The following is a 20395-nucleotide window of genomic DNA, read 5'->3' as shown; positions in this document are numbered from 1 at the left end:
CCGATCCCTCAGGCCTGGCCGGGGATCGGCGCCAGCGGCGGCGTCACGTCTCCGTTCTGCGCGCGGTGGCGCAGGTAGTGGTCCATCAGCACCAGGGCCAGCATGGCCTCGGCGATGGGGGTGGCGCGCACGCCCACGCAGGGGTCGTGGCGGCCCTTGGTGACCACCTCGGTGGGCTCGCCGTCCAGGGTGATGGAGCGCCCCGGGATGGTGATGCTGGAGGTGGGCTTGAGCGCCAGGCTGGCGCGGATCACCTGCCCGGAACTGATGCCGCCGAGCACGCCGCCGGCGTGGTTGCTGAGAAAACCCTGCGGGGTGATTTCATCACGGTGCTGTTCGCCGCGCTGGTTGACCACTTCGAAACCGTCACCGATTTCCACGCCCTTGACCGCGTTGATCGACATCAGCGCCTTGGCGAGATCCGCGTCCAGGCGATCGAACACCGGCTCGCCCCAGCCCGGCGGCACGTTGTCCGCGTACACGCTGACCCGGGCGCCAATGGATGACCCTTCCTTGCGCAGGTCGTTGATCAGTTGCTCCAGGGCGGGAATCTTGTCCGCGTCCGGGAAGAAGAAGGGGTTGGTGTTGACCACGTCCCAGTCGAATTTCTCGGCGCGGATCGGGCCGATCTGCTCCACCCCGCCGTACAGCCGCACGCCCAGGTGCTCGCCCAGGAACTTGCGGGCGATGGCGCCGGCGGCCACGCGCATGGCGGTTTCCCGGGCCGAGGAGCGACCGCCGCCGCGATAGTCGCGAAAGCCGTATTTCTGGGTGTAGGTGTAGTCCGCGTGGCCGGGCCGGAAGGTGGCGGCGATGTTGCCGTAATCCTTGGATTTCTGATCGGTGTTTTCGATCAGCAGGCCGATGGAGGTGCCGGTGGTCCTGCCTTCGAACACGCCGGACAGGATGCGCACCTGGTCCGGCTCCTTGCGCTGGGTGGTGTAGCGGCTGGTGCCGGGCTTGCGTCGGTCCAGCTCATGCTGCAGGTCCGCCTCGCTAAGCGCCAGCCCCGGCGGGCAGCCCTCCACGATGGCGCCGAGAGCGGCGCCGTGGCTTTCACCGAAGGTGGTGACGCGAAAGCGCTCACCAAAACTGTTCCCGGCCATATTCTTCCTCGTTAGGGCGGCTCAGCCCGTGAAGTGATCGCGGTATTCTACCAGTTGACGGCGCTCGAGCATGAATACCCCGTGCCCGCCGCGCTCGAATTCAAACCAAAGGAACGGCACCTCCGGCCAGGCCGCCATCACGTGGCGGTCGCTGTTGCCCACCTCGACGATCAGCACGCCGTCCTCGGCGAGATGGTCCGGCGCGTCGATCAACAACCGGCGGGTGAAATCCAGACCATCGTCGCCGGAGGCCAGAGCCAGTTCCGGCTCGTGGCGATACTCCTCGGGCATCGCCGCCAGATCCTCGGCATCCACATAGGGCGGATTGGAGATGATCAGATCGTAGCGCTCGTCCAGGCCATCCAGCCCGTCCGCCTGGATCGCCCGCACCCGGTCGGTCAGGCCGTGGGCCTCGATATTGGCCCGGCACACCGCCAGGGCGTCCTCGGACAGGTCGCTGGCGTCCACGGTGGCGGTCTCCAGGGCGTGGGCGCAGGCAATGGCGATGCAGCCGCTGCCGGTGCACAGATCCAGCACCCGCTCGACCCGGTCCGGGTCCAGCCACGGCTGGAAGCGGGCCTCGATCAACTCCGCCAGCGGCGAACGGGGAATCAGCACCCGCTCGTCGACCTGGAACGGCAGGCCGCAGAACCAGGCCTCGCCGGTGAGGTACGGCGCCGGCACCCGCTCGTTGACGCGCCGCTTCATAAGCCCCACGAATGCCTCGATCTCATCGGGCAGCAGGCGCGCGTCCAGCAGGCGAGAATCGCTGTCCGAGGGCAACGCCAGAACGTGCAGCAGCAGCGCCAGACATTCATCGCCGTGATCGTCGGTGCCATGGCCGAGAAAAACACCGGCCCGGCGCAGCACGGATTCCCCCCAGCGCAGGCAATCGCGCGGGGTTTGAAGTGTGGCCTGGGCCTGTTGCTGTTCGCGGGGTTCGATCACGACTACGCCTCCGAAATAAGCGCGCAAGAGTATCATATTCCCGGCCTTTCTGTTCCGCCTTCCGGACCCCTTGAATCCATTGAAATACCATTGATTAAATAACAATGACTTTGTTGCCATACGTGTTACATTGCCGGTCCATACCTGGAGGAACGCTATGCGCACCTGGTTATTCAAGACCGAGCCGAAGGATTTCAGCCTGCAGGATTTGCGGGCCGCGCCGGACCAGACCACCGGCTGGGACGGGGTCCGCAACTACCAGGCACGCAACCGCCTGCGCGATGAAATCCAGGACGGCGACCGGGTGCTGATCTACCACTCACGGGGCAAGAATCCGTCCATCGTCGGCGAGGCCCGGGTGACCTCCGCGCCCTACCCGGACCCGACCCAGTTCAACCCGGACCATGCCGGCTTCGATCCGCGCAGCAGCGAGGACATGCCTCGCTGGTACCAGGTGGATGTGCGCTACGTGACCACCTATAAGCAGCCACTGCCGCTCTCGGAGATGCGCCAGCGCGCGGAATTCGCCGATATGGAACTGGTGATTCGCCCGCGTCTGTCCATTCAGCACATCACCGACCGCCAGTACCAGCAGATTCTCGCCCTGTGCGAGCCGGAACTGGCAATGGCCGGCGCCTGGTCCCCCGCTCTCTCCTGAGTCCCCGCCCTGTCCTGGCCCTGCCCTGTCCTGAAGCACTGACGCCGCCAGCCGCCGGCGGCGCCCCATCTTCGCGCAAGCCGCCATGCCACCCCCGGCGCCGGGCGGCCTGAACCGGCCTTGCACACCTTGGCATAGCCGTTGCAGCGCTCCCCTCGACAATACGATCGAGGGGGTCTCATGGAACGACGCGCCATCTTCTTCGCCCTTCTGGTTGTGCCCGTGCCGGGCCTGGCCGACACCCTGGAATATTCCGGCGCCGACGTGGTCTGGGTGGCCATCGCCGCGGCGCTGGTATTCCTCATGCAGGCCGGCTTCGCGCTGCTGGAAAGCGGCCTGAGCCGCGCCAAGAACGCCATCAACGTGGTCATGAAGAACTATATGGACCTGTGCGTGGGCACCCTGGCGTTCTGGGCCCTGGGCTTTGGCCTGATGTTCGGCGCCAATCCCAGCGGCTGGGTGGGCCAGAGCCTGTTCGCGCCCAGTCAGGGCGACAGCGACCTGTGGACCCTGCTGCTGTTCCAGCTCATGTTCGCGGCCACCGCCGCCACCATCGCCTCCGGCGCCATGGCCGAACGCACCCGCTACCTGGGTTACCTGACCGGAGCGGTGGTGATCACCGGCGTGATCTATCCGTTGTTCGGCAACTGGGCCTGGAACGGCAACGGCTGGCTGGCCCGCCTGGGCTTCGTGGACTTCGCCGGTTCCACCGTGGTCCACAGCGTCGGCGGCTGGTGTGCCCTGGCCGGCATCCTGGTGGTGGGGCCGCGCCTGGGCCGCTTCGACAACCAGGGCCAGGCCCGGGAAATCCGCGGCCACAACCTGTCCTTCGTGGCCCTGGGGGGCTTTCTGCTGTGGTTCGGCTGGTTCGGCTTCAACGGCGGCTCCACGGTGGGCGCCAGCGTGGACATCGCGCTGATCAACCTGAACACCCAGCTGGCCGCCGCCGCCGGCGCGCTGGGGGCGGCCCTGTACCGCTTACTGACCCGGCGGCCGGTGTTACTCACCGAGACCGTCAACGGCAGCCTGGCCGGCCTGGTGGGCATCACCGCCGGGTGCGCCACCATGGTACCGGGCTTCGCCGTGCTCACCGGGCTGATCGCCGGGCTGCTGGTGGGCCCGGGCAGTCGTATGCTGCTGTCGCTGAAACTCGACGACGTGGTCTCGGCGGTGCCGGTGCACGCCTTCGCCGGCGCCTGGGGCACCCTGGCGGCGGGCCTGTTCTACAGCGGCGACCTGTTCGACCCCCAGCGCATCACGGTGCAACTGTTGGGCATCGTGGTGGCCTTCGCCTGGGCCTTCTTCGTGGCGCTGATTCTGTACATGGTGGTATCGCTCACCGCCGGCCTGCGGGCGCCGCCCTTACATGAACAACGGGGCCTGGACGTCAGCGAGCACGCGGAACTGGGCTACCCGGAATTCGCCCAGCCCCATCTCTATGACGCGGAGGTGGCCGACGGCCTGGAGACCCGGCCATGAGCCCGGAGGAGCGCCGCCGCCGGGCCCTGGCCACCGGTTTGGCGCCCTACCTGGACGCCCGGGACGTGGTCGAGGCGGTGGCCCTGTGGCAGCGCGAATACGCCGACCGGCCACGCTTTTCCCTACAGGGCTATGTGAGCGACCTGTGCAAGCGCTTCGACCTGGCCGGGCGACGCCACGACCTGCATCTCAACCTGGTGCAGGCCATGTCGTTGCCGGAACGCCGCCTGGCCGCCGATCCGCTGGCCCACCCGGAGCGGGCCAACGCCGCCGGACATCCCTGCACGGCGGCGTTCCAGGCATTGATGAGCGCGCTCTGGGCGCAACTCAACGAAGCCGAGGCCAGCCAGCTACGGCTCGACCAGCTCACCGACCTGCGCCGTGCCGGGTTGCCCGACGATCACCGCCAGGGGGTGGAATACTGGTTCAATCACCCCCGCGCCGATCTGATCCCCCTGGACCGGGGCACCCTGGCGGCGCTGGTCAACCGTGGCTACGTGCTGCTGTGCGAGCGTTTCGGCCCGGTGCGCGCGGACCGTCTGCTCAAGGCCGCCGCCGACCAGGTACGCCGGGACCGGCCGGAGCTGGGCGGCGCTCTCGGTACCCTGCTCTAGCCGGGCGGGTTGCCAAGGGTTCCACCGGGTCTTTAAGCTTGCCGGTTCCTACCGGCGTGAAGGGCCGCTGAATGAAATTACATCACCAGATTTTTCTGGCCATGGTGCTGGGCGGTCTGGCCGGCGCGGTCACCTCCGAAGGCACCCGGCTGCTGGGCCTGCCGTTGCTGCCCGCCTACGACCTGGTCGGCGAGTTGTTCATCAACGCCTTGAAGATGGTGGTGGTGCCTCTGATCACCACGGCGATCATAAGCGGCATGATCAATGTCGGCGACGACGACAACCTGGGTCGTCTGGGCGCCAAGACCGTGGTGTTCTATCTCGCCACCAGCCTGATCGCCATCCTGGTCGGGCTGGTGGTGGTCAACCTGATCGTGCCCGGCGTCATCGACGGGCAACCGGCCAAGGATCTGCTCGGCCTGGCCAAGGAAACCGACCAGGCGCTGCAAAGCATCGAGGGCCGTGGCGCGGCGGACTTCACGGAGATCCTGCGCCAGCTGCTGCCACCGAATCTGTTCCAGGCCGCCGCCGAGACCCAGATGCTGGGGCTGATCGTGTTCTCCCTGTTCTTCGGTTACTTCCTGCGCACCCTGGGCGGCGCCCCCGGCGAGCACCTGCGCCAGACCGTGGAAGGCATCTACCAGGTGGTGCTGCGCATCACCATGGTGATCATCCGCTTCGCGCCGCTGGGCGTGTTCGGGCTGATCGCCGCCACCGTGACCCGCACCGGGCTGGACGCGGTGGAGCCGCTGGCCCTGTTCTTCATCACCGTACTGCTGGCCCTGGGGCTGCACATGTTCGTGGTGATGCCGCTGTTGATCCGTTTTCTCGCCAAGCGTTCACCGTGGCGCCACCTGCAGGCCATGACTCCGGCGCTGCTCACCGCCTTCTCTTCCGCCAGTTCGGCGGCCACCCTGCCGCTGAGCATGGAATGCGTGGAGAAACGCTCCGGAGTGTCCAACCGCACCGCCAGCTTCGTACTGCCGCTGGGCGCCACCGTCAACATGGACGGCACCGCTCTGTATGAATGCGTGGCGGCGATTTTCATCGCCCAGGCCTACGGTCTGGATCTGAGCCTGACCACCCAGTTCGTGATCGTGCTGACCGCCCTGCTCACCTCCATCGGGGTGGCCAGCATCCCCGCCGCCAGTCTGGTGGCGATCACCGTGATCCTGGGCGTGATTGGCCTGCCGGCGGAGGCGATCGGTCTGATTCTGGTCACCGACCGGCTGCTGGACATGTGCCGCACCGCGGTGAACGTGTGGGGCGACAGCGTCGGCGCGGTGCTGCTGGCGCGCAGCGAGGGCGAGGGAGACGTGCTGCGCTCGCCGATGCGCGAGCTGGACGCGGACCCACTCTGAAAATGAAGGGCCATCCCGTGATGCTGATCACCGGCGCCGCCCACGGCCTGGGCCGGGCTCTGGCCGAGCGCGCCGTGGGCGATTACCGGGTCGCCCTGCTGGACCGGGAGGAAGCCGCCGGCCAGGCGCTGACCGAGCAACTGCGTCAGGCCGGCGGCGAGGTGCTGTTCCTGGCCGCGGACGTAAGCCGGGAGCGCGACCTGCGCCAGGCGGTGGAACGCATCCAGCGGCGCTGGGAGCGCCTGGACGTGGTGATCAATAACGCCGGGCTGGCCGCCGCCGGGCCCTTCGAGGCCCTGGACGAGAGCGGCTGGGATCAACTCTGGCGGGTCAATGTCATGGGCGCGGTGCATGGCTGCCAGGCCGCGCTGACCCTGATGAAGCGCCAGGGCCACGGCCATCTGGTCAACGTGGCGGCCCTGGCCGGCATCACCGCGCCACCGGGCATGGCCGGCTACGTGGCCTGCAACGCCGCCCTGATCCGTCTCAGCGAGGCCCTGGCGGCGGAGCTGTCGCCGCTGAATATTCACGTCTCGGTGGTATGCCCGGACCTGTTCCCCAGCGAATTGGGCCGCCGCATGCCGGCCGCCGATGCCCTCAGCCGGGCGCGGCTGCAGCGGGCCCTGGAGCGGGCGCCGGAATCCGCCGGCGCGGTCGCCGAACGCATTCTCCAGGCGCTGCCCGGGCGACCGCTGCATATTTTTCCACAGCCGGAAGCGAAACGGGCCTGGCGCCGCAAGCGCTGGCGCCCGCGCTGGTTCGTGAAAAAGATGATGGAACAGGCCCGGCGGCTGCGCCGCCATTCCTAAGGAGCCTCTGAACAACGCCTTACGTGCTCAGCGTGGCCTGAAGTGCGCAAGGCGTTATTCAGAGGCTCCTTAACCGGCGTCGTGGTGCTCCTCGATGTAACGGATGGTGTGGCGGTAGTCCCCCTCCAGGGCCTGCTCGAAGCGTTCCGCGATCAAACTCTCCAGCTTGCGGCCCACCAGCGGCACCGAGGATTTCACCGCCACCCGGGTGCTCTGCAACGCCTGGTCACCATCCTGGCGCAGGGTCATGGTGCCGCCCACCTTCACCGGCACATGGCCGAGCACGAAGCGGTACTCCGCCTGGTAGCCACCGCTGGCCGGGTGCCAACGGAATTCGGTGGTCAGTTCCGCCTGCTCGGGCAGAAACTTGCGGGCGAAGCCCGGCACCTTGTCCAGGCGGATCGCCATGGGCTGCACGATGCGGATCAGGAAGCCGTCGCCTTGGGGTTCGAAGGCCTCGAAACGGTAATCCTCCACCTTTCCCCAGGCATAGCGCTGTTCGAAAAACGCCTTGCTGGTGAGAATCGCGTACAGCTCTTCCACGTTCACCGGATAGCGGCGTTCGACTTTCTCTTCCATATTCTCTCCCGAATGCAAAACCCGGGCGGTACGGTCATGGGCCAGCCCGGGCCGGCAACGCTACACTGCCGTCACAGCCAATGCCACTTCCCCCCTTCAAGGAGGCTCCATGGCCACATCCCGCCCCTACGCGGTGGTCCTGTTCGGCGCCACCGGCTTCACCGGTGGACTCACCGCCCACTATTTATCCCGCCATCTGCCCTCCGGCACCCCCTGGGCCCTGGCCGGTCGCGACCGCGCCCGTCTGGAACAGGTGGCCGCCGGCCTGGAGGGCACCGCCGACGCCCCTGCCCTGCTGCAAGCGGACAGCGGCGACCCGTTGAGCCTGGCGGAACTGGCCGCCCAAACCCGCGCCGTGGCGACCACCGTCGGCCCCTATGTACGTTATGGCGAGCCGCTGGTGCGTGCCTGCGTGGAGCATGGCACCCACTACTGCGATCTTACCGGCGAACCGGAATTCGTGAATACCCTGATCCCGCGCTATCACGAGGCGGCGCAAAAAGCCGGCTGCGCCATCGTCAATTGCTGCGGATTTGATTCCATTCCCTACGACGCCGGGGCCCTGTTCACCGTGCGGGAGCTGGAAAAGGCCCACGGCGGGCGCCTGAACGCTCCGGTGACGCTGGAAGGAGCGGTGTCGTTCTCGGGCTCCTTCTCCGGCGGCACCTGGCACTCCGCCCTGGAGGCCTTCGCCCGGCCCCGGGCCAACCGCGACCGGCTGCGCGATGCCCAAAGCCGGCTGCAACGGTGGTACCCGCGCCCGGTGGGAGCCCTGTCAATGCGGCCGCGCAAGGACGACGAGCTGGGTGGCTGGCTGGCGCCCATGCCGACCATCGACCCGCTGGTGGTGATGCGTTCGGCGCGGGCCATCGAGGACTACGGGCCGTCGTTCCGTTACGGCCACTATCTGGTTACATCCAGCCTGCCCAAGCTGGTCGGCGGGGCCGCCGGCGTGGGCGGCCTGGTGCTCGCCGCGCAGATCGGCCCGCTACGCCGCCGCCTGCTGAAAAGCCGCCCCGCCGGAGTCGGACCGGACCCGGCCACCCGGGCCCGGTCCTGGTTCCAGGTACGGTTGCGGGGCCGTTGCGGCGACACCGAGGTGCGTTGCCGGGTGGCCGGCGGCGACCCCGGTTATGACGAGACCGCCAAGATGCTCTCGGAAACGGTGATGGGGCTGGGGCTGGACACCACGCCGCCGGATCACACCGGCGTGGTAACGCCGGTGATGGCTTTGGGCGATCGCCTGATCGAGCGCCTGCAAGCGGCGGGCATGGTGTTTGAGCGGGAATGACGCTGGACGTCAGCCCAGAAACTTCCGCACCTCGGCGGCCACCGGCGCCGGGTCGTCCATGTGCAAATGATGGCGCCCGGGCAGGCGGCCCACGGTGACATCCTCCAGCCAGTCGATGCGATGATCGAAACGGCCATCGCCGCCAAGCCCCTGCTCGCCCATCAGCAGCAGCGTGGGCGCCACGATGGCGCGCACGAAGCCTTCCACCTGCTCCTCGGTGAGGCGCAGCGACGAGGTCAGACGCAGGCGTGCATCGGTGCGCCAGGTCCAGCCCTTGGCCACCCGTTCCAGGCCGCGCTCGCAGAGCAGCCGGGCGGAGCTTTCGGCGAGCCCGCCCAGGGCGGGCAGGCGCGCGGCGACCGCCTGTTCCGGGTCCTGGTAGACCGGCTTGCGTTTCTCCCCCAGGGTGAGCATCTGGTTGATCGCCTTGCGCAGGGTCTCCGGCGCGTCCTTGGCGGCGGTGGCCGGCGGCCCCAGCCCCTCGATCAGCACCAGCCTCTCGACCCGCTCCGGGAAGGTGCCCGCGAACAGGCAGGCGACCCCGGCCCCCATGGAATGTCCCATCAGGATGAAGCGCTCCCAGCCCAGCTCGTCGGCCACCGCCAGTACGTCGCGCACGTGGTCCACGTAGTGGGTGGCCTGGTTGGGCGGGCGATGATCGGAGTGGCCGTGGCCGGCGAAGTCCAGCGCCACCAGGGGCCGGCCCAGGTAGCCCGCCAGGGGCTGAAACGAGGCCGCGTTGTCGAGCCAGCCGTGCAGGGCCAGCACCGGCAGCGCGTCGCCATCGTCGCCGTCCCACTGCAGGCCGGCCAGGGTTTGCCCGAAGGCGGTGAAGCGTCGTTCGCGGGGAGTTTCAGCGCTCATCGGCGGTCTCCCGATGCCGGGCACCGAGCAGATCGTCGAGAATGCCCAGTACCTGGGCGGCGGTCTGCTCCGGGCGTTCCAGCGGGTACATGTGGCTGCCCGGGGCGAACAGCCGCTTCATGCGGTGACGGCGGGCATGGCGGGCGCCACCCTGATGGAACAGTTTGGGGGATTGCTCGCCGGTGACCAGGGCGCCGGGCACCTTGAGACGCGGCAGCGAGGTGACGCCGGTGGGCGTCTCGCGGAACACCGCCACCTCCACCTCCGGGCGGAAGCGCAGGCGCCAGCCGTCACCGTGACGTTCCAGGCCGTGCTCCAGGTAATGCTTCAGCGAGCGCGGATCGAACGCCTTGAACAGGCCCCGGGAGTTGAAGTAGCTCTCCACGTCGTCCCAGGTGGCCCAGTAGTCCAGCCGGCCCTTGCTCTTTTTCGCCGGCGAGAAACGGTCACCCAAGCCGGTGACCTTGGCCAGCCGGTAGACCAGCCCCTGGGGGCCGTTGGCCACCGGCGGATCGAGCATCACCAGGGCCCGGAACCAGTCCGGATGACGGTGCGCCACCCAGAACATCAGCACCGAACCCATGGAATGGCCGAGGCCGATGATGGGCTTGGGCAACGGCTCCAGGAAGGCTTCCAGTTCCAGGCTCAGGCTCTCCCAGTTGCCGTCCACCGGATAGCGGGGGTCCTGACCCAGGCATTCCACCACGCGCACGTCATAGTGTTCGCGCAGCGGGTCCAGAAAGGTGTCGTAGCTGTGGCCGGGGATACCATTGGCGTGGGCGAAAGCCAGCACCGGCTTGGCGTCGGCCAAAGGGGCCGCGTCGTTCATTGCCTCTCTCCTCGAAACCGGGCGACGCGAAAACGGCGGCGTCGCCACGAAAACGCCGATGATACCTTTCCCGTCGGTCAAACTCATTTACCGATTCGCTCAGCGGCCGGTCCGGTGGTGTACAATGCGCCGCAAACGGAGGTGATATGACGCTGGTTTCATTCAACATCAATGGCATTCGCGCCCGTCTCCATCAATTGGAGACACTGCTCGACAAGTACCGCCCCACCCTGGTGGGCCTGCAGGAAACCAAGGTCCAGGACAGCGAGTTCCCGGAACAGGCGGTGCGCGACATGGGGTACCACCCCTACTATTTCGGCCAGAAAGGCCATTACGGCGTCGCCCTGCTCACCCGCGAGCCGCTGGAGGCGGTGCGCTACGGCTTTCCCGGTGACGACGAGGACGCCCAGCGGCGCATGATCATCGGCCGCCTCAAGGACGCCGGCGGCGCGCCGCTGACGGTGCTCAACGGCTACTTTCCCCAGGGCGAGAACCGCGAGCATCCGGTCAAGTTCCCGGCCAAGCGCAAGTTCTACGAGGACCTGCAGCGCTACCTGGAGACCGAGCACGACCCCACCGAACAACTCGCCGTCATGGGGGATTTCAATATTTCCTCCACCGACCGCGACATCGGCATCGGCGAACAGAACCGCAAGCGCTGGCTGCGCGAGGGAAAGACCAGCTTCCTTCCCGAGGAACGCGACTGGTGGCAACGGCTCACCGACTGGGGGCTGGTGGACACCTTTCGCCACCGCTATCCGGACACCGACGACGTGTTCTCCTGGTTCGATTACCGCTCCCGGGGGTTCGAGCGCGACCCGCGCCGCGGCCTGCGCATCGACACCGTGCTGGCCACGCCGGCGTTGCTGGAACGGCTCAGCGATACCGGCGTCGACTACGACATCCGCGCCATGGAAAAACCGTCGGACCACTGTCCGGTGTGGAGCCGGTTCGATAACCTGCCCTCATGAGCGTTCATGTCCACCTGAAAAAGCTGCGCCCCGGCCTGGATTCCCTGGGTTTCCTGATCGACGTCCTGATGATCCTGCTGGTGGTCGTCAATCTGTCGTTGATTCTGTTCGACTGGGTGTTTCGGGTGGACAGCGTGCAGGAACTGCTGCGCGCCTGGGTGCCCGGCTTTTTCAGCGTCTACAAGGAGCAGGTGCACGCCAACTTCTTCGAGATTGATCTGGCGTTCGTCACCGTCTACCTCACCGAGTTCGTGATCCGCTGGGCGGTGGCCATCGGCCGGCACACCTATCACCGCTGGTTCTTTTACCCGTTCGTGCACTGGTACGACCTGCTTGGCTGCATCCCGGTGGGCAGTTTCCGCTGGCTACGGGTACTGCGCGTGGTGAGCCTGATGTTCCGCCTGCAGAAACTGGGCGTGGTGGACTTCCGCGACACCTACATCGGCCGCTCGGTGATCAAGTACTACGGCATTCTGGTGGAGGAAATCTCCGACCGGGTGGTGATCAACGTCCTGGAAGGGGCGCAGCGGGAAATCCGCACCGGCGGCCCGATGATGCACCGCATCGAGCGCGATGTGCTGGCGCCACGCCGCGAGCAACTGGTGGATTACCTGGCCGGGCGCATCGCCGACGCCACCCGGCGCAGCCATGACCAGTACCGCGACCGGCTCTCCGACTACCTGGTCTATCTCACCGACGAGGCGGTGCACCGCACCGCCGCCGGGCGCCGCCTGGCGGCGATTCCAGTGGCCGGCCCGCGCGCCATCGACCTGCTCGGCGATACCGTGCGCGACGCTGGTACCGCCCTGGTGGATCAGTTGGTGGAGGATATCGGTTCACCGGCCAACCGGCCGCGCCTGGACGCGCTCATTGATGACCTGCTCAGCGCCAGCCACGGCGGCACCGAACAGCTCAACGAAATGGTCAAGCAGACGCTGCTGGAAATCCTCGATCACGTGAAGGATCAGGTAGCGGTGCAGCACTGGAAGGAAGAAGAACGGGACTGAGCCGCTTAACCGGGCGAGCGCGTCCACAGCAGCCGCGCGCCACCGGGCGCCGCTACCTCCACGTCCAGGGCGGCCACGCTGCCGACCCGGAACGCCGGTCGGGCGCCAGGGTCGCCGATCCAGGCAGCGGTAAGCAGCGACACCAGCGGCATGTGGCTGACCAGCACGGTGTTGTCCTGCTCCGGTTGATGGATCAGCCAGTCCAGGAATTGCTCGGGGCGGGCCTCCGGCACCAGATAGCCACAGGCTTGCTGATCCATGCCGCCGAACGCCCGGGCGATGCACAGGGCGGTCTGCTGGGCTCGCCGGTAAGGGCTGGCGATCAGCCGTTCCATGCGTACGCCTTCCGCGCGCAGATCCTGCCACAGGGACATCACTTCCAGACGACCACGCTCGGTGAGCGGGCGTTCCGCGTCGGTGGGTGCCTGGGCCACGGCTTCGCCGTGGCGGCACAGATAGACTCTCAAGCCGTGCCTCCGTGAAAGCTGAATTCCACGTCATGCTTGTGCTCGCCACTCATCAGGCGGGCAATCATGGTGTTCAGCGGCTTGTCTTCGTGGATGATCTCGTAAAGAGCGGTGGCCAGGGGCATGTAGACGTTCAGTTCCCGGGCGCGGGTGGCCACCAGACGGATGGTGTTAAGGCCTTCGGCGGTCTGCCCCAGTTCCTGCAGGGCCTCGTTGAGATCACGACCGCTGCCCAGGGCATGCCCCATGCGGTAGTTGCGCGACAGTGACGAAGAGCAGGTAGCGATCAGATCGCCGACCCCGGACAGCCCCAGGAAGGTCAGCGGATTGGCGCCCAGTTCCACGGCGAAGCGGCTCATTTCCGCCAGTGCCCGGGTGAGCATGAAGCTGCGGCTGTTTTCGCCAATGCCGATGGCGGCGGCCATGCCCGAGGCCACCGCATAGATGTTCTTGAGGGCGCCCCCCAGTTCCACGCCATAGATATCCGGGTTGTCGTAAACCCGGAAGTAATCGCAGCTGAGCGCTTTCTGCACGGTCTGGCAAAGCGCTTCATCGGGGCTGGCGATGACGGTGCCGGTGAACTTCCGTTCCACGATCTCGCGAGCCAGGTTGGGGCCGCTGAGCACGCCGATGCGGGTGTGGTCCCACTCACGCTTGAGCACCTGGCTCATGAGCAGAAAGCCATCCTCGTGGATGCCCTTGGTGCAACTCACCACCAGGGTCCCTTCCGCGACCATCGGCCGCGCCTGACGCAACACCTCAACGAAGGCGCTGGAGGGCACCGCCATGAACACCAGATCCGCCCCTTCCAGCACCGCTTCGAGCTGCTCGGTGGCCTGCACGCCCTCGGGCAACGACTGACCGGGCAAATAGCGCGGGTTCTCACGGTCCTCGTTGATGGCGGCGGCGGTTTCCGGATCACGCACCCAGAGCCGGGTGTGGTGGCCGTTCTCGGCCAGGATACTGGCCATGGCGGTGCCGAAACTGCCGCCGCCGAGGATCGCGGCGGTGTGTTTGTTCTGCTCCATGGGCGGGCCCCCAATCGGTGCCCGCGCCGCCGGCGGTGGCGGACGCGGCGCGCGGAAAATTTTGGGCATCATAGGACCTGTTGGCGCAAAATGCGATGGCCGCGCCGGAGCGCGGCCGGCGCCTCAGGTGCGTTCGGCGTGCTCCTGAAGCAGGCGGTTGAGTCGACGGGCGGTGGCCGCCGGGTCCTTGGGCAGTTGCCCCTCGGCAAGCAGCGCCTGATCGAGCAGGGATTCCGCCATTTCCGCGAAGTCCTCCGGGTCCTGGATGTTCTGCAGGCGCTCCAGCAACGGGTGCGACAGATTGACCTCCAGGGCCGGCTTGCTCTCCGGCACCGGCTGGCCGGCGGCTTCCAGCATCATGCGCATTTGCGGGCCCAGTTCGTCCTCGCCGAGCACCAGACAGGCCGGCGATTCCACCAGCCGCCCGGTGGGACGCACCTCGGCCACGCGTTCGCCCAGGGTCTCGGTAAGACGACCGATCAGCGGGTTATCCTGCTGCTCGGCCTTGGCCTCTTCCGCGCGGTCGTCCATGTCCAACTGCCCCCGGGCGGCGTTGACCAGCTTCTTGCCCTGGTACTCGTCCAGATAGTTGACCATCCACTCGTCGACCCGACCGGTGAGCAACAGCACCTCGATGCCTTTCTTGCGGAAAACTTCCAGGTGCGGGCTGTGGCGGGCGGCCTCCAGGTTGTCGGCGAGCAGGTAGTAGATCTTGTCCTGCCCCTCGGCGGCCCGCTCCAGGTACTGATCCAGGGACACGGCGCCGGGGGCGGTGTTCTCGGTGGACGGGAAACGCAGCAGCGCGGCGATCGCCTCGCGGTTGTCCGGGTCCTCGCCAATACCTTCCTTGAGCACCTCGCCGAACTGGCTCCAGAAGGTAGCGTACTTGTCGTCGTCGCCGGCCAGTTTCTTGAGCATCTGCAACACCCGCTTGGTGAGCGCGGCGCGAATCTTGCGCACCGGGCCATGGTCCTGCAGCAGCTCGCGGCTCACGTTGAGCGGCAGGTTGGGCGCGTCGATCACGCCCTTGATGAAACGCAGATACAGCGGCAGGAACTGCTCCGCATCGTCCATGATGAACACACGCTGCACGTACAGCTTGAGGCCCCGGCTGGCTTCCCGGTGGTAGAGATCGAACGGCGCCCGGGCGGGCACGTACAACAGGCTGGTGTATTCCAGGTTGCCTTCCACCTGGTTGTGGCTCCAGGTCAGGGCGTCCTGGAAATCATGGCTCAGGTGGCGGTAGAAATTCTGGTATTCCTCGTCGCTGATGTCCTGACGGGAACGCTGCCACAGGGCGGTGGCGGAGTTCAGGGTTTCCCATTCCCCCTCCTCGCCGTCACCGGCCTCGGCGTTCTTGGGCATGCGGATCGGGAAGGCCACGTGATCGGAGTACTGGCGCACGATGGCGCGCACCCTGTGCTCGTCGGCGAATTCCCTGGCGTCGTCACGCAGGTGCAGCACCACGGCGGTACCACGCTGCTCGCGCTCCAGGGTTTCCACGGTGAACTCGCCCTTGCCGTCACTCTCCCAGTGCACGCCCTGGTCAGCGGCCTCGCCGGCGCGCCGGCTGAACACCTCGACCCGGTCGGCGACGATGAAAGCGGAATAGAAACCGACGCCGAACTGACCGATCAGCTGAGCGTCCTTCTGGCGGTCGCCGGTGAGGCTGGCGAGGAATTTTTCGGTGCCGGAGCGGGCGATGGTGCCCAGGTTCTCCACCACTTCCTCGCGGTTCATGCCGATGCCGTTGTCGGCGATGGTCAAGGTGCCGGCGTCCGGGTCCACGGACAGGCGAATCCAGGGATCGCCCTGCCCTTCCATCAGGCTGTCATCGTCCAGGGCCTGGAAACGCAGCTTGTCGCAGGCGTCGGAGGCGTTGGAAATCAATTCGCGCAGAAAGATTTCCCGGTTGCTGTAGAGGGAATGCACCATCAGGTGCAGCAGGCGGGATACCTCCGCCTGAAAACCACGGGTTTCGCGGTCATGACTCATCGTTGTTGTCTCCAGCGGAATTCATGGTTCGGCTGGGGCAAAGATAGGCCCGCGCACGCGGATTTCAAGAGGGGCCGCCGGTCGGACGGTCCGGTTCAGCCGGCCAGATCGGCCAGCGCGTCCGGCAGGTAGGGGTAGCGGAACGCGAAGCCCTGGTCTTCCAGACGGCGCGGATAAACCCGCTGACCACCGAGCAACAGACCGGCCAGCTCGCCAAGGGTGAGCCTGAGCAAGGGCGCCGGCGCCACCCAGGGCGCCGGGCGATGGGCGGCGGCGGCCAGGGCGCGGTGGAAATCCCGCTGGGTCACCGGATGCGGGGCGGTGGCGTTGAACACCCCTTCCACGCCCGGGGTTTCCAGCGCCCGCTCCAGGATGGTGACCATGTCCTCGATGTGAATCCAGCTCAGCCACTGGCTGCCCTTGCCCAGGCGCGCCCCCAGCCCGAGCCGGTATACCGGCCAAAGCCGGGCCAGCATGCCACCGTCGCGGCCCAGCACGATACCGGTACGGATCACGCACAGCCGCATGCCCAGGGCAACGGCGTCGCGGGCGCGCTGCTCCCAGGCGTCGCACAGGCGGTAGCCGAAGTCCTTGCGGCGCGCCGAACTGTGCTCGGTGAGCTCGGCGTCGCCGGCATCGCCGTAGAAGCCCACCGCCGAGCCGTTCACCAGCACCTCCGGCGTATGCCGCAGCCGCCGGGCCAGGGCGATCACCGCCGCCGTGGTTTCCACCCGGGAGGCCATCAGGCGATCCTTGCGGGGCGCCGTCCAACGGCCCGCGAACAGGTTTTCCCCGGCCAGGTTGACGATGCCGTCGATGACTTCCTCATCGTCGATTTCGTCCAGCGAGGCCACCAGCCGGGTATCCGCCGGCAGCAACGGCCGGGCCTTCTCCGGCCGCCGGCTGAGCACGATCAGACGGTGGCCGCCGGCGGCCAGACGAGCACACAAAGCGCGGCCGATGAAACCGCTGCCACCGGTGATCAGCACCTTCATTGCACCTCCTCGATCGTATCGATCTCGGTGAGCGGGAAAAAATACTCCATGCTGCCGCTCCCCATGGGCACCGCCAGGGTCACGCGACGGTCGTCGGCGGCCCGCAGCAAGCCGGTGCGGCGATCACCATCGGCCAGGGTCACCGTCACCCGGCGGCCCACCAGGCCGGCGTAATCGCCATCCGGTGTCGCCGGGTCGTTGACCGGCGTGGCCGGCCCGCTCGCCGCCCGTGGGGACGCCGGCGACGGGGCGTCCTCCCCGGCCCGGGGCCAGGACAGCCGGGTCCCGTCGGCCAGGCGAACCGCCCGCAGGCGTTCCTCACGAAGAGTAATTTCCGCCTCACCGGCCCCCAGGGTCAAGCGCAGCCAGAGACGGTCCTCCCCGACCCGGGACAGCAGACCGCGAGTGGCCTCGCCGTCCGAGGCGATCACCGTGACACTCTGCCCGGTGTAACCGGCCAGTGCCGTGAAGGCCGGCAACCGCCGCTCCGGTTCCCGCGCCGGTGAGGGCGCCTCGGTGACCGAACCCGACGCCGGACGGTCCTCTCCAGCCTCGCTGAGAACCCGGGATTCCATGCTGCCCGGCACCACCGCCCAGCCCACGCCCCCCTCCTCCAGGGTCATGCGACGCCGTTCCACGGTACCATCACGGAGCACCACCCGGGCCTGCACCTGGCCTTCGCTGGCGGCACGGCGCAGGTTCACGTTCTCCACCACGATGCGCTGCACGGCGCCGTCCGGGTACTGGGTAAGAAGCTGCTGACGGGCCACGTAGGCCAGGGTGTCCGGATGATCGAAGGTCAGATCCACCTTGCCGTCACGGTAACGCAGATGATCAGCGTGGGCGGTGAAGTCACCCACCAGATAACTGCGGTCCCGATCCGGCAGCACCAGTTGCAGGGCACCACTGAACTGCCCCTCGCCGAGCGGCGCCAGAGCCAGCTCCAGGCGATAGCCATCGTGGAAAATGCGGGTTTCCGGGTAACTGCCACCATCCGGCGTCCAGGACAGATGCACCGGCGGCGCCCCGCTGTCCGCCGGGTCGATGAGCAGGGTGCGGCGTTCCTCGATGCGGTCCGCGTCCCAGTCAAGCAACACGCTCACCGACAGATCAGGCAGGAAACCCTCACCCTGCTGAACACTGAGCACGCCATTGATCAGGGTGACCCGGGGGCCGTCCAGACGTTCGCCGTGCAGACGGCCGGCGAGCGGCCGGCCCTCTCCCCGCACCATCAACAGCGACGCCTCCGGTGAGCGCGCGAAAGAGGGGGCGGCGGAGCCCTTGGCACCGCTCAGCACCGGCCCCGGCACCGAAGGCACCAGCACCTGATGCTGCACATAGAACAGCCCCAACCCGGTGGCCAGGCAAACCACGCCCAGCACCCGCAGCAACGCCAGCACCCCGTAGGCATCCCAATGCTCCTGAACCTGCCGCCAGCCGGCCAGCGGCATCATGAACAGCAACGCACTGTGGCCACGGAACACCGCCTGCCTGACCAACCCCACCGTGGCCATGATCAACATGCTGCCCCCGGCCACCACAAGCCATTCCGCCATGTTGTTGTCGTCTCCCCACCGCGCGGCGGCCAACCACGCCGCCATCAAGCACTCAGCTTACAAAGGGGGCCCGGCGCAATCCACCGTTTGAGCGGCGCGATGGGCACCGGCTGGCCGGGGTTTGACGGTGGTCACACCCGCACCGGACAGGCGGCCCGGATGGCCGTGACCACAAGCGCTTTTCCGGTCATCGGATTTCATCAAAAAATGCTTGTCTGGACGAAAATCAGACGTTATATAGGCGCTGAGGTGATCAGGAAAACGACCGGCGACGAAGGCACTCAGCACCGCGCCGCCCGGTTCGGCTCCTTGGCACCCGGTTGTTTAAGGCCGTTCCCCATTTCCTGAAGGAGGCGACCATGAGTAACCGACGCGCTGAGACAGACTATGAGTCGGATGAACTACTGATGAATGATGACTATGAAGTGGATGACGATCTGGAAGAGGATGTCCAGGAGGAAAAGGCGGCCCGCGCCCGCGGCTTCAATATGGACATGCGCCATCGTATCGAGGATCGGCTGGAGGAACGTCGTCTCAAGCGCGAGCTGAACGACTACGAGTTCTTTGGATTGGAGGACGACGACGTCCTGCATTGACAGGGTCGGCAAGACAGCGGCGGCGCTAACGCGGCGCCGCCGCCGAACTTATCGCCCGGGCCGCGGCGTCCCCGGACGATACGCATTTCGCCCCCCAACGCCGTGGTCGTTTTTTATTGTTTGATCAGACTTTGCCTGCCTGTCATGACGTGGCGTTTTGCCGCGCCACGGGGGCGTTTTGCCACATCCGCCCCGCCGCCCGCTTTTTCTATACTCGCCCCGGTTCGATAACAACAGTGACCAACCAGGGGACCTTCCATGCGTATCGTTCTTCCCGCCCTGCTGGGCCTGGGCGTGGTGCTCACCGGCTGCGGCGGCTCCAGCTCTTCTTCTTCCGACAATGGCTCCGGAGGCGGCCAGCCCGGCGCCACCCAGGTGTCCATTCCGTTCCGCGCCATGGTCGGCAACGAGCCCTTCGAGTGCGGACGGACCTATGCCGGCATCGGCCTGAACGGCGGCAATAACGCGGTCGGCAATGACGCCCGCCTGTTCATTCACAATGTCCGTTTCGTCACCAACGACGATCGGGAAATTCCGGTTACCCTGGACGACCAGGTCGCCGATCATCAGAAGGCGGGGGCAGGAGAAGAAGGCATTGCGCTGATCGACCTGCGCGATAAAAGCCTGGGCTGCACCGGCGAGGACGCCAATCCGGATTACTACGACACGGTGACCGGCCGGGCCGACATCGCCGACGAAAACATCCGCGCTCTGCGTTTCTCCGTGGGCGTGCCAGAAAAGTACAACCATATCGACGCCCAGGGCGGCCAGCCGCAAATCGACGCGGACTCCGGTGAACCGATTCCCGGTAGCGAAGCCACCGGCCCACTGATCGCCAGCGGCATGGGCGCCGGCGGCATGCACTGGAGCTGGGCCATGGGCTACGTGCACGCACGCCTGGAAATGCAGGTGCCGGCGAGCAGCAACGTCTTTTATATCCACCTGGGCAGTACCGCCTGCGAAGGCGAAGCGGTGAACGGCGAGCGCACCTGCGCCAACGGCAACCGTCCGGATGTGGAAGTGGACGGCTTCGATCTCCGGCAGCATGTGGTGCGGATGGACCTGGCGAGCCTGTTGTCCGGTAACGACATCACCGTGAACCAGGGCGGCCCGTTCGGCTGCATGTCCTCGGACGTGGACCTGGATTGCCTGCCGATCTTCGAACGGCTGGGTCTGCCCTTCCCCGGCGGCGATCCGGACGGCGATTTCGCGCCGGTGTTCAGTGCCGTGGACGCGGATTGA

20 protein-coding genes are annotated in these 20395 nt (G+C 66.9%); 10 read left to right on the top strand and 10 right to left on the bottom strand.

Annotated features, from left to right (window positions below):
• Positions 1 to 8: 8 nt before the first annotated feature.
• Complete coding sequence (gene aroC / locus JF515_RS03980) at positions 9 to 1106, bottom strand: chorismate synthase (RefSeq protein ID WP_203101227.1); 1098 nt, start codon at positions 1104 to 1106, stop codon at positions 9 to 11.
• A 21-nt stretch (positions 1107 to 1127) separates the two neighbouring features.
• Complete coding sequence (prmB, locus tag JF515_RS03975) at positions 1128 to 2054, bottom strand: 50S ribosomal protein L3 N(5)-glutamine methyltransferase (RefSeq protein WP_203101223.1); 927 nt, start codon at positions 2052 to 2054, stop codon at positions 1128 to 1130.
• Between the two features lie 157 nt (positions 2055 to 2211).
• On the opposite strand from prmB, the gene JF515_RS03970 reads away from it, so the two are divergent.
• The 5 genes from JF515_RS03970 (at position 2212) to JF515_RS03950 (ending at position 6975) form a co-directional block, all read left to right on the top strand.
• Positions 2212 to 2712 (top strand): EVE domain-containing protein, encoded by a 501-nt coding sequence (locus JF515_RS03970; RefSeq protein WP_203101222.1) that lies wholly within the window; start codon positions 2212 to 2214, stop codon positions 2710 to 2712.
• Positions 2713 to 2892: 180 nt separating this feature from the next.
• The gene (locus tag JF515_RS03965; protein ID WP_203101221.1) at positions 2893 to 4191 is read left to right on the top strand and encodes an ammonium transporter; all 1299 of its coding nucleotides are present in this window, start codon (positions 2893 to 2895) and stop codon (positions 4189 to 4191) included.
• Positions 4188 to 4805 carry a hypothetical protein gene (locus JF515_RS03960; RefSeq protein WP_203101220.1) on the top strand — a complete coding sequence of 206 codons (618 nt, stop codon included), beginning with the start codon at positions 4188 to 4190 and terminating at the stop codon, positions 4803 to 4805. Before JF515_RS03965 ends, JF515_RS03960 begins: the two co-directional genes overlap by 4 nt.
• Positions 4806 to 4876: 71 nt before the next feature.
• Complete coding sequence (locus tag JF515_RS03955; RefSeq protein WP_203101219.1) at positions 4877 to 6166, top strand: dicarboxylate/amino acid:cation symporter; 1290 nt, start codon at positions 4877 to 4879, stop codon at positions 6164 to 6166.
• A gap of 2 nt (positions 6167 to 6168) precedes the next feature.
• A complete protein-coding gene (locus JF515_RS03950) occupies positions 6169 to 6975 on the top strand; it encodes an SDR family NAD(P)-dependent oxidoreductase (RefSeq protein WP_203101218.1) in 807 nt (268 codons plus the stop codon).
• A 69-nt stretch (positions 6976 to 7044) separates the two neighbouring features.
• Here the strand turns inward: JF515_RS03950 and JF515_RS03945 are convergent, their stop codons facing one another.
• Positions 7045 to 7554, bottom strand: coding sequence for a DUF2505 domain-containing protein (locus tag JF515_RS03945; protein ID WP_203101216.1), 510 nt, complete (start codon positions 7552 to 7554; stop codon positions 7045 to 7047).
• A gap of 109 nt (positions 7555 to 7663) precedes the next feature.
• Here JF515_RS03945 and JF515_RS03940 point away from each other — a divergent pair, with 109 nt between their 5' ends.
• Entirely contained in the window at positions 7664 to 8845 is a 1182-nt protein-coding gene (locus JF515_RS03940) for a saccharopine dehydrogenase family protein (protein ID WP_203101214.1), read from the top strand.
• 9 nt (positions 8846 to 8854) lie between these two features.
• Here JF515_RS03940 and JF515_RS03935 read toward each other — a convergent pair whose 3' ends face one another.
• The gene (locus tag JF515_RS03935; protein ID WP_203101204.1) at positions 8855 to 9709 is read right to left on the bottom strand and encodes an alpha/beta fold hydrolase; all 855 of its coding nucleotides are present in this window, start codon (positions 9707 to 9709) and stop codon (positions 8855 to 8857) included.
• On the bottom strand, positions 9699 to 10538 hold the full coding sequence (locus tag JF515_RS03930; protein WP_203101202.1) for an alpha/beta hydrolase: 840 nt from the start codon (positions 10536 to 10538) through the stop codon (positions 9699 to 9701). Before JF515_RS03930 ends, JF515_RS03935 begins: the two co-directional genes overlap by 11 nt.
• A gap of 146 nt (positions 10539 to 10684) precedes the next feature.
• On the opposite strand from JF515_RS03930, the gene xthA reads away from it, so the two are divergent.
• Both xthA and JF515_RS03920 read left to right on the top strand, forming a co-directional pair.
• The gene (gene xthA, locus JF515_RS03925) at positions 10685 to 11509 is read left to right on the top strand and encodes an exodeoxyribonuclease III (protein ID WP_203101200.1); all 825 of its coding nucleotides are present in this window, start codon (positions 10685 to 10687) and stop codon (positions 11507 to 11509) included.
• Positions 11506 to 12516: an ion transporter gene (locus tag JF515_RS03920; protein WP_203101196.1), complete on the top strand. Its 1011-nt coding sequence runs from the start codon at positions 11506 to 11508 to the stop codon at positions 12514 to 12516. The genes xthA and JF515_RS03920 overlap by 4 nt, the downstream gene beginning before the upstream one ends.
• 5 nt (positions 12517 to 12521) lie before the next feature.
• Here the strand turns inward: JF515_RS03920 and sixA are convergent, their stop codons facing one another.
• The 5 genes from sixA to JF515_RS03895 all read right to left on the bottom strand — a co-directional run bounded on the left by sixA (position 12522) and on the right by JF515_RS03895 (position 18557).
• Complete coding sequence (sixA, locus tag JF515_RS03915) at positions 12522 to 12983, bottom strand: phosphohistidine phosphatase SixA (protein ID WP_203101191.1); 462 nt, start codon at positions 12981 to 12983, stop codon at positions 12522 to 12524.
• Positions 12980 to 14011 (bottom strand): NAD(P)H-dependent glycerol-3-phosphate dehydrogenase, encoded by a 1032-nt coding sequence (locus tag JF515_RS03910; RefSeq protein WP_203101189.1) that lies wholly within the window; start codon positions 14009 to 14011, stop codon positions 12980 to 12982. The genes sixA and JF515_RS03910 overlap by 4 nt, the downstream gene beginning before the upstream one ends.
• A gap of 123 nt (positions 14012 to 14134) precedes the next feature.
• Positions 14135 to 16006: a molecular chaperone HtpG gene (gene htpG / locus JF515_RS03905; RefSeq protein ID WP_203101187.1), complete on the bottom strand. Its 1872-nt coding sequence runs from the start codon at positions 16004 to 16006 to the stop codon at positions 14135 to 14137.
• Between the two features lie 95 nt (positions 16007 to 16101).
• Positions 16102 to 17001 carry a TIGR01777 family oxidoreductase gene (locus JF515_RS03900; RefSeq protein ID WP_203101185.1) on the bottom strand — a complete coding sequence of 300 codons (900 nt, stop codon included), beginning with the start codon at positions 16999 to 17001 and terminating at the stop codon, positions 16102 to 16104.
• Positions 16998 to 18557, bottom strand: a complete 1560-nt coding sequence (locus tag JF515_RS03895; RefSeq protein WP_203101183.1) for a hypothetical protein — start codon at positions 18555 to 18557, stop codon at positions 16998 to 17000. The genes JF515_RS03900 and JF515_RS03895 overlap by 4 nt, the downstream gene beginning before the upstream one ends.
• A 359-nt stretch (positions 18558 to 18916) precedes the next feature.
• Here JF515_RS03895 and JF515_RS03890 point away from each other — a divergent pair, with 359 nt between their 5' ends.
• Positions 18917 to 19153 (top strand): PA3496 family putative envelope integrity protein, encoded by a 237-nt coding sequence (locus JF515_RS03890; protein ID WP_203101181.1) that lies wholly within the window; start codon positions 18917 to 18919, stop codon positions 19151 to 19153.
• A gap of 258 nt (positions 19154 to 19411) precedes the next feature.
• Positions 19412 to 20395: an MbnP family protein gene (locus JF515_RS03885; protein WP_203101179.1), complete on the top strand. Its 984-nt coding sequence runs from the start codon at positions 19412 to 19414 to the stop codon at positions 20393 to 20395.

This window comes from Alloalcanivorax marinus (assembly GCF_016785095.1).
Lineage (GTDB): Bacteria > Pseudomonadota > Gammaproteobacteria > Pseudomonadales > Alcanivoracaceae > Alloalcanivorax > Alloalcanivorax marinus_A.
The sequence above is the reverse complement of the archived record's forward strand: the minus strand, read 5'-3'. Positions and strand labels throughout refer to the sequence as shown.